This window comes from Streptomyces sp. NPDC007917, assembly GCF_042959105.1.
GTDB lineage: Bacteria > Actinomycetota > Actinomycetes > Streptomycetales > Streptomycetaceae > Streptomyces.
The window spans coordinates 123,389-136,942 of the sequence record NZ_JBIBKK010000024.1 but is presented as its reverse complement, the minus strand read 5'-3'; the positions used below and the strand labels follow the sequence as shown (position 1 = coordinate 136,942).

12 protein-coding genes are annotated in these 13,554 nt (G+C 69.3%); 5 read left to right on the top strand and 7 right to left on the bottom strand.

The window, feature by feature from the left end; translation table 11 throughout:
- Window positions 1–246 precede the first annotated feature (246 nt).
- On the bottom strand, window positions 247–825 hold the full coding sequence (locus ACFZDL_RS35400; RefSeq protein ID WP_353595406.1) for a DNA starvation/stationary phase protection protein: 579 nt from the start codon (window positions 823–825) through the stop codon (window positions 247–249).
- Between the two features lie 236 nt (window positions 826–1,061).
- On the opposite strand from ACFZDL_RS35400, the gene ACFZDL_RS35395 reads away from it, so the two are divergent.
- The 5 genes from ACFZDL_RS35395 (at window position 1,062) to ACFZDL_RS35375 (ending at window position 6,774) form a co-directional block, all read left to right on the top strand.
- Window positions 1,062–2,429: an NAD(P)/FAD-dependent oxidoreductase gene (locus ACFZDL_RS35395; RefSeq protein WP_353595407.1), complete on the top strand. Its 1,368-nt coding sequence runs from the start codon at window positions 1,062–1,064 to the stop codon at window positions 2,427–2,429.
- Between the two features lie 377 nt (window positions 2,430–2,806).
- Window positions 2,807–4,684, top strand: coding sequence for an amidohydrolase (locus ACFZDL_RS35390; protein ID WP_353595469.1), 1,878 nt, complete (start codon window positions 2,807–2,809; stop codon window positions 4,682–4,684).
- 129 nt (window positions 4,685–4,813) lie between these two features.
- Window positions 4,814–5,476, top strand: a complete 663-nt coding sequence (locus ACFZDL_RS35385) for a hydrolase (protein WP_353595408.1) — start codon at window positions 4,814–4,816, stop codon at window positions 5,474–5,476.
- 55 nt (window positions 5,477–5,531) lie between these two features.
- Window positions 5,532–6,056, top strand: a complete 525-nt coding sequence (locus tag ACFZDL_RS35380; protein WP_353595409.1) for a DoxX family protein — start codon at window positions 5,532–5,534, stop codon at window positions 6,054–6,056.
- Window positions 6,037–6,774 (top strand): YoaK family protein, encoded by a 738-nt coding sequence (locus ACFZDL_RS35375; RefSeq protein ID WP_353595410.1) that lies wholly within the window; start codon window positions 6,037–6,039, stop codon window positions 6,772–6,774. Before ACFZDL_RS35380 ends, ACFZDL_RS35375 begins: the two co-directional genes overlap by 20 nt.
- 88 nt (window positions 6,775–6,862) lie before the next feature.
- Here the strand turns inward: ACFZDL_RS35375 and ACFZDL_RS35370 are convergent, their stop codons facing one another.
- The 6 genes from ACFZDL_RS35370 to ACFZDL_RS35345 all read right to left on the bottom strand — a co-directional run bounded on the left by ACFZDL_RS35370 (window position 6,863) and on the right by ACFZDL_RS35345 (window position 13,443).
- The gene (locus ACFZDL_RS35370) at window positions 6,863–8,605 is read right to left on the bottom strand and encodes a pyruvate dehydrogenase (RefSeq protein WP_353595411.1); all 1,743 of its coding nucleotides are present in this window, start codon (window positions 8,603–8,605) and stop codon (window positions 6,863–6,865) included.
- 206 nt (window positions 8,606–8,811) lie between these two features.
- The gene (locus tag ACFZDL_RS35365) at window positions 8,812–9,213 is read right to left on the bottom strand and encodes an SsgA family sporulation/cell division regulator (protein ID WP_353595412.1); all 402 of its coding nucleotides are present in this window, start codon (window positions 9,211–9,213) and stop codon (window positions 8,812–8,814) included.
- Between the two features lie 88 nt (window positions 9,214–9,301).
- Window positions 9,302–10,288 carry a helix-turn-helix domain-containing protein gene (locus tag ACFZDL_RS35360; RefSeq protein WP_353595413.1) on the bottom strand — a complete coding sequence of 329 codons (987 nt, stop codon included), beginning with the start codon at window positions 10,286–10,288 and terminating at the stop codon, window positions 9,302–9,304.
- 113 nt (window positions 10,289–10,401) lie between these two features.
- Window positions 10,402–11,217 (bottom strand): carbohydrate ABC transporter permease, encoded by an 816-nt coding sequence (locus ACFZDL_RS35355; protein WP_353595414.1) that lies wholly within the window; start codon window positions 11,215–11,217, stop codon window positions 10,402–10,404.
- An 11-nt stretch (window positions 11,218–11,228) separates the two neighbouring features.
- On the bottom strand, window positions 11,229–12,083 hold the full coding sequence (locus tag ACFZDL_RS35350; RefSeq protein ID WP_391193354.1) for an ABC transporter permease subunit: 855 nt from the start codon (window positions 12,081–12,083) through the stop codon (window positions 11,229–11,231).
- 106 nt (window positions 12,084–12,189) lie between these two features.
- Complete coding sequence (locus ACFZDL_RS35345; protein ID WP_353595416.1) at window positions 12,190–13,443, bottom strand: sugar ABC transporter substrate-binding protein; 1,254 nt, start codon at window positions 13,441–13,443, stop codon at window positions 12,190–12,192.
- Window positions 13,444–13,554: the final 111 nt, after the last annotated feature.

Sequence of the window (13,554 nt, the reverse complement as noted above, 5' to 3'; positions counted from 1 at the left end):
TGCACGGGAAGTGGTCCCACAGCGCTCTCCACGTCTGCCCTGGTCCTCGGTCGGCGAGGCGTGCGTCCCCGCCCCCTGCGCGGGCGGCCAGGGGTGTCCAGTCCGCGATCGAGGGCGCGGACCGTGCTGGACACGGCGGACTGGACCCGCGTGCAGCCGCCGTGCCGCCGCAGGCCCGCAGGCCGCAGGCCCGCAGGCGCCCGGCCGCGGACGTTGGACCGACGGACCGAGGCCGCGGCCGTTTCCTCAGGCGCGGACCAGCGGTGTGTCGACCAGATGCTCGGCCAGGAACCACGCCTGCCGTTCGCCGGTCCGGATCACCTGGGAGACCAGCAGGTCGATGGTGCCGTCGTCACCGCACTCGGCGCACCGGGCGACTGCGTCGTGCGCGTCGATGAGGATCGTCTCGTGGGCCTCCAGCAACCGGGACAGCATGGCCGGCACCTCCTCCACCCCGTCCGGGGGCCGCGGGATCGAGGTGATCTCGGCGACGTGCCGCGGGTCTCCCACCGCGACGCCGCCCAGGGACTGGACGCGTTCGGCGATGGTGTCGATGATGTCGAGCTGTTCGCTCGCGTGCTTGTCCAGGACCAGGTGCAGCTGGTAGAAGGTCGCGCCGCGCATCAGCCAGTGATGCTTCTTGTAGAGGCCGTAGAGGATCTGCGTGTCCGCGAGGACCTTGTTCAGGCGCTGGCAGGAGTACATCCGCGCCTCGTAGGACAGGGCGACCGGGAACTGCTTGACGGTCCCGAACTCCTGGATCACCTCACCCTTCTGGTGCAGCCAGGGCTGGCTGCTGTGCGGGGATGGCGAGTTGGTGGTCATGGTCCGCCTCCTGCGGTGCCGTGCTGTGCGTACCCCGGTGACGCTAGGTGCCCGGTCGGGGGGTGTCTTGACCGGCAGTGCATGCGGTGGTGACCGCCAGCGCACTGTGCCGGCCCCTGTCTCGCGGTTCGCTCTCGGGCAAGCATCCGTGCGCCGGCGGACTCGGGCCGCCCGCCGGCTGCTCTAGCGTCGGCCGGAGAGTCCGTGCCCGGAGAGCCGGCGGAATGAGGAGAGGCATGAGCGCGAACGAGCAGGCGGACGTGGTGGTCGTCGGGCTGGGGCCGGGCGGCGAGTACGTCGCCGGCACGCTGGCCGAAGCGGGACTGGACGTGGTGGGGGTCGAGGCGGAACTCGTCGGCGGGGAGTGTCCGTACTGGGGATGTGTGCCCAGCAAGATGATGATCCGGGCCGGGAACCTGCTCGCCGAGGCGGGACGGGTTCCCGCCCTCGCCGGTGAAGCTGTCGTGACTCCGGACTGGGCCAGGGTCGCCGGACGGATCCGCGATGAGGCCACCGACGACTGGAACGACCAGGTGGCCGCGGATCGCTTTACGGCGAAGGGCGGTCGGCTCGTCCGGGGGAGGGGGCGCCTCGCCGGGCCGCGCCGTGTGACGGTCGGTGACCGCACCTTTGAGGCCAGGCGCGGTGTCGTACTGGCCACCGGCACCCGGCCCCGGATCCCCCCGGTGCCGGGTCTGCAGGGAACGCCGTACTGGACCAACCGGGACGCCATGACCGCCAAGGAGCTACCGGCGTCCATGGTGGTGCTCGGCGGGGGCGCGATCGGCGTCGAACTCGCCCAGGTCTTCGCCCGCTTCACGTGTGCGGTCACTGTGGTCGAGGGGCAGGACCGGCTGCTGTCGCAGGAGGAGCCGGAAGCAGGGGAGCTGGCCGCGCAGGTGCTGCGGGCGGACGGTGTCACCGTTCTCACGGGCACCCGGGCGCGGCAGGTCAGCCATGACGGCTCCGAGTTCACCGTGCGCCTCGACGGCAGTGAACAACTGCTGAGTGCCGAGCGGCTTTTGGTCGCCACCGGACGCGAGACCGACCTGACTCCGCTGGCGGTCGACTCGGTGGGGCTCGATCCGACAGCGGGAGCCGTCCCGACGGACGGGCGGATGCGGGCCGGGGACGGACTGTGGGCGGTCGGCGACATCACCGGCCGGGGCGCCTTCACCCATGTGTCGATGTACCAGGCTGAGATCGCCGTCCGGGACATCCTCGGGCAGCCCGGACCCGCCGCCGACTACCGGGCGCTGCCCCGGGTCACGTTCACCGATCCGGAGATCGGGGCCGTGGGGCTGACGGAGCGACAGGCGCGGGGGCAGGGGCTGTGCGTGCGCACCAGCGTGGTGACCGTCGCCTCCTCCACGCGTGGCTGGATTCACGGGCCGGGCAACGAGGGGTTCATCAAGCTCGTCGAGGACGCCGACCGGGGGGTGCTGATCGGTGCGACCTCGGCGGGGCCGGTGGGCGGGGAGGTGTTGTACGGACTGAACGTGGCCATCCATGCCGAGGTACCCGTCGACCGGCTTCAGCACATGATCTATACCTATCCCACCTTTCACCGGACGATCGAGGCGGCCCTGGGAGCCCTCCGCTGAACCCGCTGAACCGCGCCCCGGCCATGCGCGGCCCCGGGCGCCAGGACGCTCTGGCGGCCGGCGTTGTCACCGAGCGCATCGGAACCGGCCCCACAGTGCATGGAGAGACAGTGCACTGTCGGAACGCATCCGGTGCACTGCCGGGATATACGGACGCTTTGGCTCTCAATAGCCTGGCGGCGCAGCAGCCGGGGGCGCCGAGGGCGGGCTTGTGTATCGCATGGAAGCCCCACCCGGAATGCTGATCGGTTCAGCTTCGGCGCAGTAACTGCGCGTTCCCGATTCTTTTACGCCCGCTGCTGTCCACACACAAGGAAGTCGATGCACATGCAATCGACGCCGTTCATCCCGCAGGAGGTTGTCGAAAGGTGTCCACGATGCCGGTCGGTGGGCTGGTTCCCCGCACCACCGACAACGCCGCGGACCTGGTCGTTCGCAACGCGAAGATTTACACCGGAGACCCGGTCCGCCCGCAGGCCGAGGCGGTCGCCATCCGCGATGGTGTCATCACTGTGGTCGGCGACGACAACGACGTCGCCTCCCACGTCGGCCCGGACACGAAGGTGGTCGACGCCCTCGGCCGCCGGATCGTTCCCGGCCTCAACGACGCGCATCTGCATGTGATCCGAGGCGGGCTCAACTACGTACTGGAGTTGCGCTGGGACGGTGTCCCCACACTGCGCCAGGGCCTGGCGATGCTGCGTGAGCAGGCCGCCCGCACGCCCAAGGGCCAGTGGGTGCGGGTGGTGGGCGGGTGGTCGGCCGAGCAGTTCGCCGAACGGCGGCTGCCGACCATGGCCGAACTGAACGCCGCCGCGCCGGACACCCCGGTGTTCGTCCTGCACCTCTACCAGTCGGCGGTGCTCAACCGGGCGGCTCTCAAGGCCGCCGGATTCACCCGGGACACCCCCGACCCCAAGGGCGGCCAGATCGTACGGGGCCGGGACGGTGAGCCGACGGGCATGCTGCTGGCCGCCCCCAGCGCCCTCATCCTCTACTCGACCCTGGCCAAGGCCCCGGTGCTGGAAGGAGAGGACAGGAAAACCTCCACCCGTCACTTCCTGCGGGAACTGAACAGGTTCGGCCTCACGTCGGCGATCGACGCGGCAGGAGGGTTCCAGAACTTCCCCGACAACTACAGCACGGTCGTCGAACTGGCGAAGGCAGGTCAGCTCTCGCTGCGCATCGCCTATCACCTCTTCCCACAGACCGCCGGTCAGGAAATCGACGATCTCACCCGCTGGATCGAAATGGCTCGCCCCGAGGACGGGGACGAATGGCTGCGCCTCAACGGTGCGGGCGAGAATCTGACCTGGGCGGCGGCGGATTTCGAGAACTTCGGCCAGCCACGGCCGCACCTCGGCGACTATGAAACGGAATTCGAGAACGCCGTACGGCTGCTCATGGAGAACGGCTGGGGATTCCGGCTGCACGCCACCTACGACGAAACCATCCGCCGGGACCTGACGGTGTTCGAGAAGCTTGCCGCGGAAGGGCTCTTCCCGGCCGGCAACCGGTGGCTGTTCGACCATGCGGAGACCGTCTCCGCGGACAGTCTGGACCGCATCGCCGCCCTCGGCGGCGCCATGTCCGTGCAGAACCGGCTGTCCTTCCAGGGCGAGGCGTTCGTACGCCGCTACGGTCCCGGTGCCGCCGCTGACGCCCCGCCGATCCGGGCCATGCTGGAGCGCGGACTGACCGTCGGGGCCGGCACCGACGCGACCCGGGTCTCCACCTACAACCCGTGGGTCGCCCTGCACTGGCTCATCACCGGCCGCACCGTCGGTGACCTGGTCGTCCGCCCGCCGCACAACCGGGTCGACCGCCGCACCGCACTGGCCATGTTCACCGAGGCGGGTGCCGCGCTGACGGGGGAGGAGGGCGTCAAGGGCGTCCTGCGCCCGGGCTTCCTCGGTGATCTGACAGTCCTGTCCGAGGACTACTTCACCGTGCCCGAGCCGGACATCGCGCACATCGAGGCCTTGCTGACGGTCGTCGGTGGCCGGATCGTCTACGCCGCCGGCGAGTACGAGGGTCTGGACGAGGAGCTGCCGCCGGTCAGCCCCGCCTGGAGCCCGGTGGCGCACTTCGGTGGCTACCAGGCCACGCCCAGTACGGGCCTGTCCGGCTCCCGCCAGGCCGAACTGCTCGGCCAGGCCGTCGCCGAGTCGGAGCAGCACCTCAAGTGGCGCGCCCGACGCGGCCTGGCCCCGGAGACAGCGAGCACGTTCTTCGATCCCTGCTTCTCCCTCTGATCTCCCGGGAGGGGGCACGGTCACGAGCCGCCCCTCCCGGGTCCACCGCACCTCGCGCCGCCCACCGCGCGGTCGCGCCCGACAGCGGACACCCGTCCGTGATCACCACACACCTGGAAAGGCCCTGTCATGGTCAACATCTCCGAGGTCACCGCGGCCCCCAGCCCCGACCTGCTCACCCCGGACAACTGCGCGGTGCTGTTCATCGACCACCAGCCGCAGATGTTCTTCGGCACCGGCAGCGGCGACCGCACCGCGATCATCAACTCGACCGTCGGCCTGGCGAAGTCCGCCAAGGCGTTCGACGTACCGGTCGTGCTGAGCACCGTGGCGGCCGAGTCCTTCTCCGGCCCGATCATGCCGCAGCTGCCCGAGGTCTTCCCCCACCAGAAGATCATCGACCGCTCCACGATGAACGCCTGGGAGGACGACAACTTCGTCGAGGCGGTCAAGGCCACCGGCCGCAAGAAGCTGGTCTTCGCCGGCCTGTGGACCGAGGTCTGCGTCGTCCTGCCCGCACTCTCCGCCATCGCCCAGGGCTACGAGGTCTACGTCGTCACCGACGCGTCCGGCGGCGTCAGCCCGCAGGCCCACGAACACGCCATCCAGCGCATGGTCCAGGCCGGCGCGGTCCCGGTCACCTGGGTGCAGGTCCTCCTCGAACTGCAGCGCGACTGGGCCCGCACCGAGACGTACGCCGCCGTGGGCGACGTGGTCAAGGAGCACGGTGGCGTCTACGGCCTCGGAATGGTCTACGCGCAGGCCATCCTCGGGGCCCACGCCGCCGGCTGATCCCCGGCTCCTTCGCAGAGAAGTCAAGGACGGAGTCAGGAACAGGCAGGAATAGATGAACGCTGGACTGTTGGTCCTCCGGCTGGTGGCGGGACTTCTCATCGCCGGCCACGGAGTTCAGAAGGTGAGTTTCCGGCTCGGGGGCCATGGCTTGGCGGGCGGAACCGAGGAGTTCCGCCACGACGGGTTCCGCGGCGGTCGGATTACCGCGATCGTCGCGGGAGCCAGTCAGATCGGGGCCGGCCTGTTCCTGGCCGCCGGACTGCTCACGCCCCTGGCCGCGATGGCCGCCATGGGCGTGATGACGGTCGCGGGCACCGTCAAATGGCCCAAGGGCCTGTGGGTGCAGAACGACGGCTACGAGTACCCAATGGTCCTCGTCGTCGTCTCCGCGACGCTGGCCCTCACCGGCCCCGGCCGGTGGTCGCTCGACCAGGCGCTGGGCGTTACGCCTTGGCCGCTGTGGGTCGTCCTGCCCGCGCTCGTGGTCGGCCCGGTGAGCGGACTGCTCGCTCGGGTGGTGCTGCACCGCCCGTCCGCCGAATCGGAAAGGAAGCAGTATGCGCAGGCTGCTGAGTGACGTGGTCAGCACGCTCGTACCGCCCCGAGGGGACCGCCACGGCCCGCTGCCTCCCCTGATGCTGACGCTGACGGTGGTCACCGGTCTGGTCGACGCGGTGAGCTATCTGGCGCTCGGGCACGTCTTCGTCGCCAACATGACCGGCAACGTGGTGTTCCTGGGGTTCGCCCTGGTGGGGGCCGCGAACCTGTCCGCGCTCGCCTCCGTCGTCGCACTGGCGGCGTTCCTCGTCGGCGCGCTCGCCGGGGGCAGGCTCGGCACCCGGTTCGCGGCGCACCGCGGAAATCTGCTGAAGACGGCCACCGCCGTGCAGACGGTGCTGTTCGCCGTCACCGTGGCCGCCGCCGCGGTCACCGACGGCCGGGTCACCACGGGTGTGCAGTACACGCTGATCGTGTTCCTCGGGCTCGGCATGGGCCTGCAGAACGCGGCCGCCCGGCGCCTGGGTGTCCCGGACCTCACGACGACCGTACTGACCCTGACCCTGACGGGGCTGGCCGCGGACTCCACCCCGGCCGGCGGCACGGCGCCGCGGCCCGGCCGCCGGATCCTGTCCTTGCTGACGATGTTCCTCGGCGCCTTCGCCGGAGCCCAGCTGGTTCTGCACGGCCACCTCGTGCTCACCCTGAGCCTGGCGCTGCTGCTCCTCGCGGTCATCTCCGCGACCACTCACCGTCTCTCGTCCGGCGACCCGGCCTGGACCGGGCCACCGTCCTGAGAGCAGGGACCGCCTGCCTTACGGGATGCGCACCGGATACGCCTGAGCCCCCTGGTCACAGAGGGCTCAGGCGTATCCGTGTCCCCGTTCAGGGGCGCGGAATGTTGCGCAGGTTGGCCCGGGCCAGGTGGACCATGCGGCCGACGCCTCCGGTCAGGACCGTCCGGCTCGCCGACAGTGCGAAGCCGCTGATCTGCTCGGTGGTGATCTTCGGGGGAACGGCCAGCGCGGTGGGATCGGTGACGACGTCGACCAGCGCGGGGCCCTCATGGGCGAAGGCCTCACGCAGCGCCTCGCGCACCTCGCCGGGCTTCTCCACCCGGATGCCGCGCGCGCCGGCCGCCGTGGCGATGGCGGCGTAGTCCGTGTGGGGGTAGCTCGTGGCGTGCGGGGGCAGGCCGTCGACCATCATCTCCAGGTCGACCATGCCCAGCGAGGAGTTGTTGAAGACGACCACCTTCACCGGCAGGCCGTACTGGACGAGCGTCAGGAAGTCGCCCATCAGCATGGAGAACCCGCCGTCGCCGGAGAGGGAGACGACCTGCCGGCCGCGGTCGAGGAACTGGGCGCCGATCGCCTGGGGCAGCGCGTTGGCCATCGAGCCGTGCACGAACGAACCGAGGATGCGGCGGCGGCCGTTCGGTGTCAGATAACGCGCCGCCCACACACAGCACATCCCGGTGTCCACGGTGAACACCGCGTCGTCGGCGGCCTCTTCGTCGAGCACCGATGCCACGTACTCGGGGTGGATCGGGGTGTGCTTGTCGACGTTGCGAGTGTAGGCGTTCACCGCGCCCTCGATCGCGTGGGCGTGCTGCTTCAGCATGCGGTCGAGGAAGCGGCGCGAGGACTTCTCCCGCACAGCGGGGGTGAGACACTTCAGGGTCTCGCGTACGTCGCCCCAGACGGCGAGGTCGAGCTGGGTGCGCCGCCCGAGCCGCTCGGGCTGTACGTCGACCTGGACGGTCCTGACATGGCGGGGCAGGAAGTCGGTGTAGGGGAAGTCGGTGCCCAGGAGCAGCAGCAGGTCGCACTCGTGCATGGCGTCGTACGCCGCTCCGTAGCCGAGCAGACCGGACATGCCGACGTCGTACGGGTTGTCGTACTGGATGTGCTCCTTGCCGCGCAGGGCGTGGCCGACCGGTGCCTTGACCTTCTCGGCGAAGGCCATCACCTCCGCGTGGGCGCCGGCGACGCCCCGGCCGCAGAACACCATGACGCGTTCGGCCGCGTCCACGAGCTCGGTGAGCCGGGCGAGTTCCGTCTCGCTCGGGCGGATGGCCGGCAGGTCCAGGGGCATGGCGAGTTCGGGTGCCGCGTCCGGGGAGTCCTCGGCGGCGGTGTCGCCGGAGAGCGCGACGACCGAGACGCCGCGTCGGCCGACGGCGTGCTGGATGGCCGTCTGGACCACGCGCGGCGTCTGGCGGGGTGAGGAGATCAGTTCCGAGTAGTGGCTGCACTCGGCGAACAGCCGGTCGGGGTGGGTCTCCTGGAAGTATCCGGTGCCGATCTCGCCGCTGGGTATGTGGGCGGCCAGCGCGAGCACGGGCGCCATCGAGCGGTGGGCGTCATACAGGCCGTTGATCAGGTGGAGGTTGCCCGGTCCGCAGGAGCCGGCGCAGGCCGCGAGCCGGCCGGTGAGCTGGGCTTCGGCACCGGCGGCGAACGCCGCCACCTCCTCGTGGCGGACTTGGATCCACTCGATGGCGTCGTGCCGTCTGACCGCGTCGACGACGGGGTTGAGACTGTCCCCGACCACGCCGTACATGCGGCGCACGCCGGCACGGGCCATGAGGTCGACGTACTGTTCGGCGATGGTCTGTTTGGCCATGGCGCTCCTCGCAATCGGGCTTTTCCGCGGGTGCCGCCATGCGAGAGCACAGCGCGCCCGCTTCACGTCCGGATCACGTTAGTGGGACGGGAGAGCCGCGCTTGCCGGTCCGTGCACAAGATCGGTTCCGGAAGTGCACCGCTCCCGACCGCGCTGTGGCCCGGCACTCTCGCCGCAGGCGCCCTCGTCTTCTGACTCCGTGAGTTTCAGTCCCGCCTGCCGGTGAGCTTGGCAAGGGCACGGTCGATGTCGATGTGAAGGCTCTCCGTTCCCGGCGGCACCAGCGAGACCGTCCCCCGCAGGAACGCGGCGACCTCTGACTCCTCGATGTCGATCAGCGCCTCACCGCCGGCGGACCTCAGAACGATGCGCACGGAGTGCGGATGGCAACGGTGCCGGGGAAACACCAGCACGTCCCCGGTGCCGCTGGGCCGGCGCAGGCCCTCCGTGAGCAGCGAGCGGGCGAACACCCAGTCCACGGGTCTGGCCGCGGGCGCGCCGACGGAGAGTCGGACGGCGTAGGGGTCGGTCATGTCGTAGTGCAGCTCCGCCGGCAGCTGGGCCGACAGCCCGTCCGGGAGACTGACGCGCACTGTCACCATGCTCATGACCGAGGGTAGAGGCTGGATCATTTCATTCCCCAACAAGGGCTGCCGGGCATCCGTTTCAGGTATCGATGTGACGCGGTGGCGAGAGCTACGGCGCCACGTCTTGGGTCTCGCGCCATTCACGGGGAGCCATTCCATAGGCGGCCCGGAACACCCGGCTGAAATGCGCGGCACTGGCGAAACCCCATCGGTGCGCCACCGCGGCGATCGTGACGCCATTCCCGCGGCGCGCCAGTTCGCGCCGGCACTCCTCCAGGCGACGCCGCTGGATCCACCGGCCGACAGTGGCGTCTTCGCTCTCGAACAGCTTGTGCAGATAGCGCAGGGATATGCGGTGGGCTCGGGCGATGGCCTGTGGGGTCAGATCGGGGTCTGCGAGATGGCGGTCGATGAAGGACTGGACCCGCAGCAGCAGTGCCCGGTTCCCGCTGGGCGTGTCCGCGTTCGACCGGCCGAGTACCTCGTTCGCCAGCACGCCGAGCAGGTCCACGACGTTGCGTGCCATCAGCTCGCTGGTGCGTGGCGGATAGGTTCCCGCGCCGTCCACGAGCCCGGCCAGGAAGGGCGAGAGCAGACCGCCGAGGGGCGTGTCGGGGCCGAGCGGAGAGGCCGTGACGTGGGTCATGTCGGACTCGCTGAGACCCAGAACGTCTCTTGGCAGGACAAGGGACTTCGTCCGGAAGGACTGGGGAAGATTCAGCCGGACGGGCCGCGCCATGTCGTAGACGAAGATGTCCCCCGGCCCAAGGAGCGCTTCACGGCCGTCCTGCTCCAGTCTGGCGACTCCTCTGTCCAGCAGTTTGACGACCACGTACTCGTCTTCGCTGCCCCGCGCGACGAGTCGGTGCGTGCGCAGGGCGGACAGGCAGTCGCCGTCCACGGTGACCGCCTGGAGCCGGCCGAGCTGTGCCGTACGGATCGTGCCGGAGTACACCTCGTCGGGGACGGACATGTCCACGGCGCCGAAGGTTCGGGACAGGGCTTCGCGCCAGTACGCCCGTCTGCGGTCGACAGGCAGCGAATCGGTGGTGTGGAAGCTGCCGGGGGCGCTTCTTTCCAGGACATCCGGCGACATGATCTCCGCCCTTCAACCAGTGTGCTTTCTCAAACACCGTGCCAGTGGGCCTGGGGCGGCACATCGCGTGAATCCGCTAGATCAGGGGTGCGGGACTGAGAGGGGACCGCCCCTCACTTGACGGCTCCGCTGGTAGCGCCGGGGGCGACGTAGCGCTGAGCGACGACGAGCAGTACGGCCGCGGGGACGGACGCCATGACTGCGGTGGCCATGACGGCGTTCCACTGGCTCGTGTGGGCTCCGAGGTACTGGTAGATACCCAAAGTGATCGGCTGAACGGTCTGTGTGGTGGTCAGGGTGAGGGCGAAGAGGAAGTCGCTCCAGGTGAAGAGGAAGGTGAAGACGGCGGCAGTGATCAATGCGTTCGTGCTCACCGGGAGCACCACGGAGCGGAAGACGCGCAGCCTCCCGGCGCCGTCCACACGCGCGGCCTCGATGATCTCCCTGGGAATGCTCCGCATGAACGCACGCATGATGATGATCGCGAAGGGGACCCCGGCCGTGGAGTCGGCGAGGATCAGTCCGAGGTAGGAGTTCAGCAGTCCCAGGTCGTTGTAGGCGCTGTACAGCGCGTTGGCCACGACGATGCTCGGCACCATCTGTGTGATCAGGACGCCGAACAGCACGAGGTCGGTCCCGCGGAGGCGGAAGTGAGCCAGCGCATAGGCCGCCGGCGCGGCGAGCGCCAGGCTGAGGCCGACGCTGCCGAGGGCTACGACGAGGCTGGTGACGAGATTGCGTCCCTGATCTCGCAGTGCGGTGACGTATCCACTGAGGTCCGGATGGAAGGGGAACCAATCTCCCTGCAGTGTGTTGCCCGCCGGCTGGAGGGAGGCGTTCACCATCCAGTAGACGGGAAACAGCATCAGCGCGAGCAGGGCGATCCCGACGATGGTGGACGGCCGGCCGCGGCCTGGTGCGCGCTTCACGGAATCACCTCTCAGACATTCCGGGCGCGACGGTTGGCACGCAGGTAGACGAGGGCGAAGGCGAGAGAGATGACGATGAGCACGTTGCTCATCGCGGCACCGCGCCCGAACTCGAACTGCTGAAAGGACAGTTTGTAGGACTGGGTGGCGATGGTCTCCGTGGCGTTCGCCGGTCCTCCGCCCGTCACCACCAGGATGATGTCCAGCACCTTGACCGTGTAGACCACACCCAGCACCAGCACGACGCTTACCGCGGGCCGCAGCAGTGGCCAGGTGACGTGGCGGAACGACTCCAGCGGGCCGGCGCCGTCCAGCTTCGCCGCCTCATACAGGTGTGCGGGGATGTCCTGCAGGCCGCTGTAGAGGATCGCGGTGTTGAAGGGGATTCCGACCCAGATGTTGATGAGGATCACCGACACCAGCGCCTGTGAGGTGCCAGTGAGCCAGGGGACGCCGGACGACGAGAGGTTCAGGCCGCGCAGCGCCGCGTTGACGACTCCCGTGTCGGGGTCGAGCATCCACTTCCACGTGGTTCCGGAGACGACCAGCGGCAGCAGCCACGGCAGCAACAGCAGCGATCGCAGAACGCCGCCGAGAGGGAAGCGCCGTTGGAAGAACAGGGCGAAGGCCAGGCCGAGCACGAACTGCCCGATGATCGAGCCGGCGGTGAACAGGACCGTGGTCAAAAGGGCCTCGGAGAACAGGTCCGACGACAGGATCTCTGTGTAGTTCCGCAGCCCTACGAACGGCGCGGCACCCGTGTAGAACGTCGTGGTCGTGTACTGCTGGAAGCTCATCACGATGTTCTTGACGATCGGGTAGCCGAAGAACAGCAGCAGGTATGCCGCGGCGGGCACGATGAACATCCACTGGGCCGGCCGTTCCCGCAAGCGCGCCCGGGCCGCGACCCGGTCCCTCGCGGCGACGGCGCCGTCGTCCGGCCCGGTGCCCTTCCGGGGGATCGGGGGCAGGTCAGTCACTGGTCGCGAGCCGCTGGGCATGCCTGAGGGCTTCCTCCGGTGTCTGCTCGCCCGTCAGCGCGGACTGGACCGCGGTGTATATCCCGGTCGCCGCCTTGGGCCACTTGACGCCGAGCTCGCTGGTGCGGGACCGCGCCGCTTCGACGCTCTTGACGAAGGCGGCCATCGACGGGACCTGCTCGGCGTACTGGGAGGCCACCGTGGAGCGGGAGGGCACGGTGAAGTGCTGCTTGGCCAGGGCGAGCATGCTGGAGGAGTCGTTCAGGCAGGCGAGGACCTGGGCGGCCTTCTCCTGCCGGGCCGTGGAAGCGCTCTGCGGGACCGTCCACACCTCACCGCCGAGTGGTGTGACCGGGGTCTGCCCCCTCCGGGGGACGGGGATGGGGGCCACTCCCCAGTGCAGGTTCTTGTCCTTGTTCAGGGCCGGGATCCGCCAGGGGCCGTTGATCATCATGGCCGTCCTTCCGGCGGCGAACTGATCGTGGACGTCGGCCTGTGTCCAGTTCAGCACCGACTTCGACATGGATCCGCTCTTCACCAGGTCGACCCACAGCCGGAGTGCCTGTGCGGCCTGCGGCGTGTCCAGCTGCTTCTCGTCCCCGCCGTTGGACCACAGGAAGGGCAGGAACTGCCAGGCGCCCTCAAAAGTGGCGTTCGCGTCGACCGCCATTCCGTAGCGCCCCGGACGGGTCAGCTCGGCCGCCGCCGCCTGCAGTTCGTCCCAGGTCCTCGGGACGGCGACACCGGCCTTGGCGAGCATGTCCTTGTTGTAGAAGAGGGCGACCGTGCTGACGTAGGGCGCCAGTCCGTACACCTTCCCCTCGTACGTGCCCGCCGACAGGATGCCCTTGGCGAAGCCGCTGGAGTCGATGCCGTACTGGTCCAGCGGGGTCAGCGCGCCGGTCTGCGCGATCTGCTGCAGGTCGGGGTTGTCCAGCATCAACAGGTCGGGAAGGGTCCGCGAGGACGCCTGCTGCAGGACCTTGGGGATGAGCGACGCCCCCGGAACGCTTGTCTGCTCGACCCTCACACCGGCGGTCTTGCCGCAGGCGGTGAGTATCTCGCCCCATTGGCTGTGTTCGGGTTCGTCGGTGTAGTAGTCGAGCGCCGTGATGGAGGTGACCTTACGTGGGGCGGACCCGGCACCGTTTCCGCCACCACATCCGGTGGCGGCCACTATCAGGGCGATGGTTCCGGTCAGGAGAGCGGCTGTCCGCCGCGCCGGCGGTCTGGCCGGTGAGATCATGCTGGTGCCCTTATCAAGTGACTGTCTGTGACCGGGGTCGGTGTCGCGAGGGTGGGCCGACTCCAGGGGCACCGTCAAGGTGGCCCATACCGGCATCCTCTGTTCGAATGC

Coding starts and splice junctions, on each gene's coding strand:
- ACFZDL_RS35400 (WP_353595406.1), bottom strand. CDS start 825: ATGACCACCAACTCGCCATCCCCGCACAGCAGCCAGCCCTGGCTGCAC.
- ACFZDL_RS35395 (WP_353595407.1), top strand. CDS start 1,062: ATGAGCGCGAACGAGCAGGCGGACGTGGTGGTCGTCGGGCTGGGGCCG.
- ACFZDL_RS35390 (WP_353595469.1), top strand. CDS start 2,807: ATGCCGGTCGGTGGGCTGGTTCCCCGCACCACCGACAACGCCGCGGAC.
- ACFZDL_RS35385 (WP_353595408.1), top strand. CDS start 4,814: ATGGTCAACATCTCCGAGGTCACCGCGGCCCCCAGCCCCGACCTGCTC.
- ACFZDL_RS35380 (WP_353595409.1), top strand. CDS start 5,532: ATGAACGCTGGACTGTTGGTCCTCCGGCTGGTGGCGGGACTTCTCATC.
- ACFZDL_RS35375 (WP_353595410.1), top strand. CDS start 6,037: ATGCGCAGGCTGCTGAGTGACGTGGTCAGCACGCTCGTACCGCCCCGA.
- ACFZDL_RS35370 (WP_353595411.1), bottom strand. CDS start 8,605: ATGGCCAAACAGACCATCGCCGAACAGTACGTCGACCTCATGGCCCGT.
- ACFZDL_RS35365 (WP_353595412.1), bottom strand. CDS start 9,213: ATGAGCATGGTGACAGTGCGCGTCAGTCTCCCGGACGGGCTGTCGGCC.
- ACFZDL_RS35360 (WP_353595413.1), bottom strand. CDS start 10,288: ATGTCGCCGGATGTCCTGGAAAGAAGCGCCCCCGGCAGCTTCCACACC.
- ACFZDL_RS35350 (WP_391193354.1), bottom strand. CDS start 12,083: ATGTTCATCGTGCCCGCCGCGGCATACCTGCTGCTGTTCTTCGGCTAC.
- ACFZDL_RS35345 (WP_353595416.1), bottom strand. CDS start 13,443: ATGATCTCACCGGCCAGACCGCCGGCGCGGCGGACAGCCGCTCTCCTG.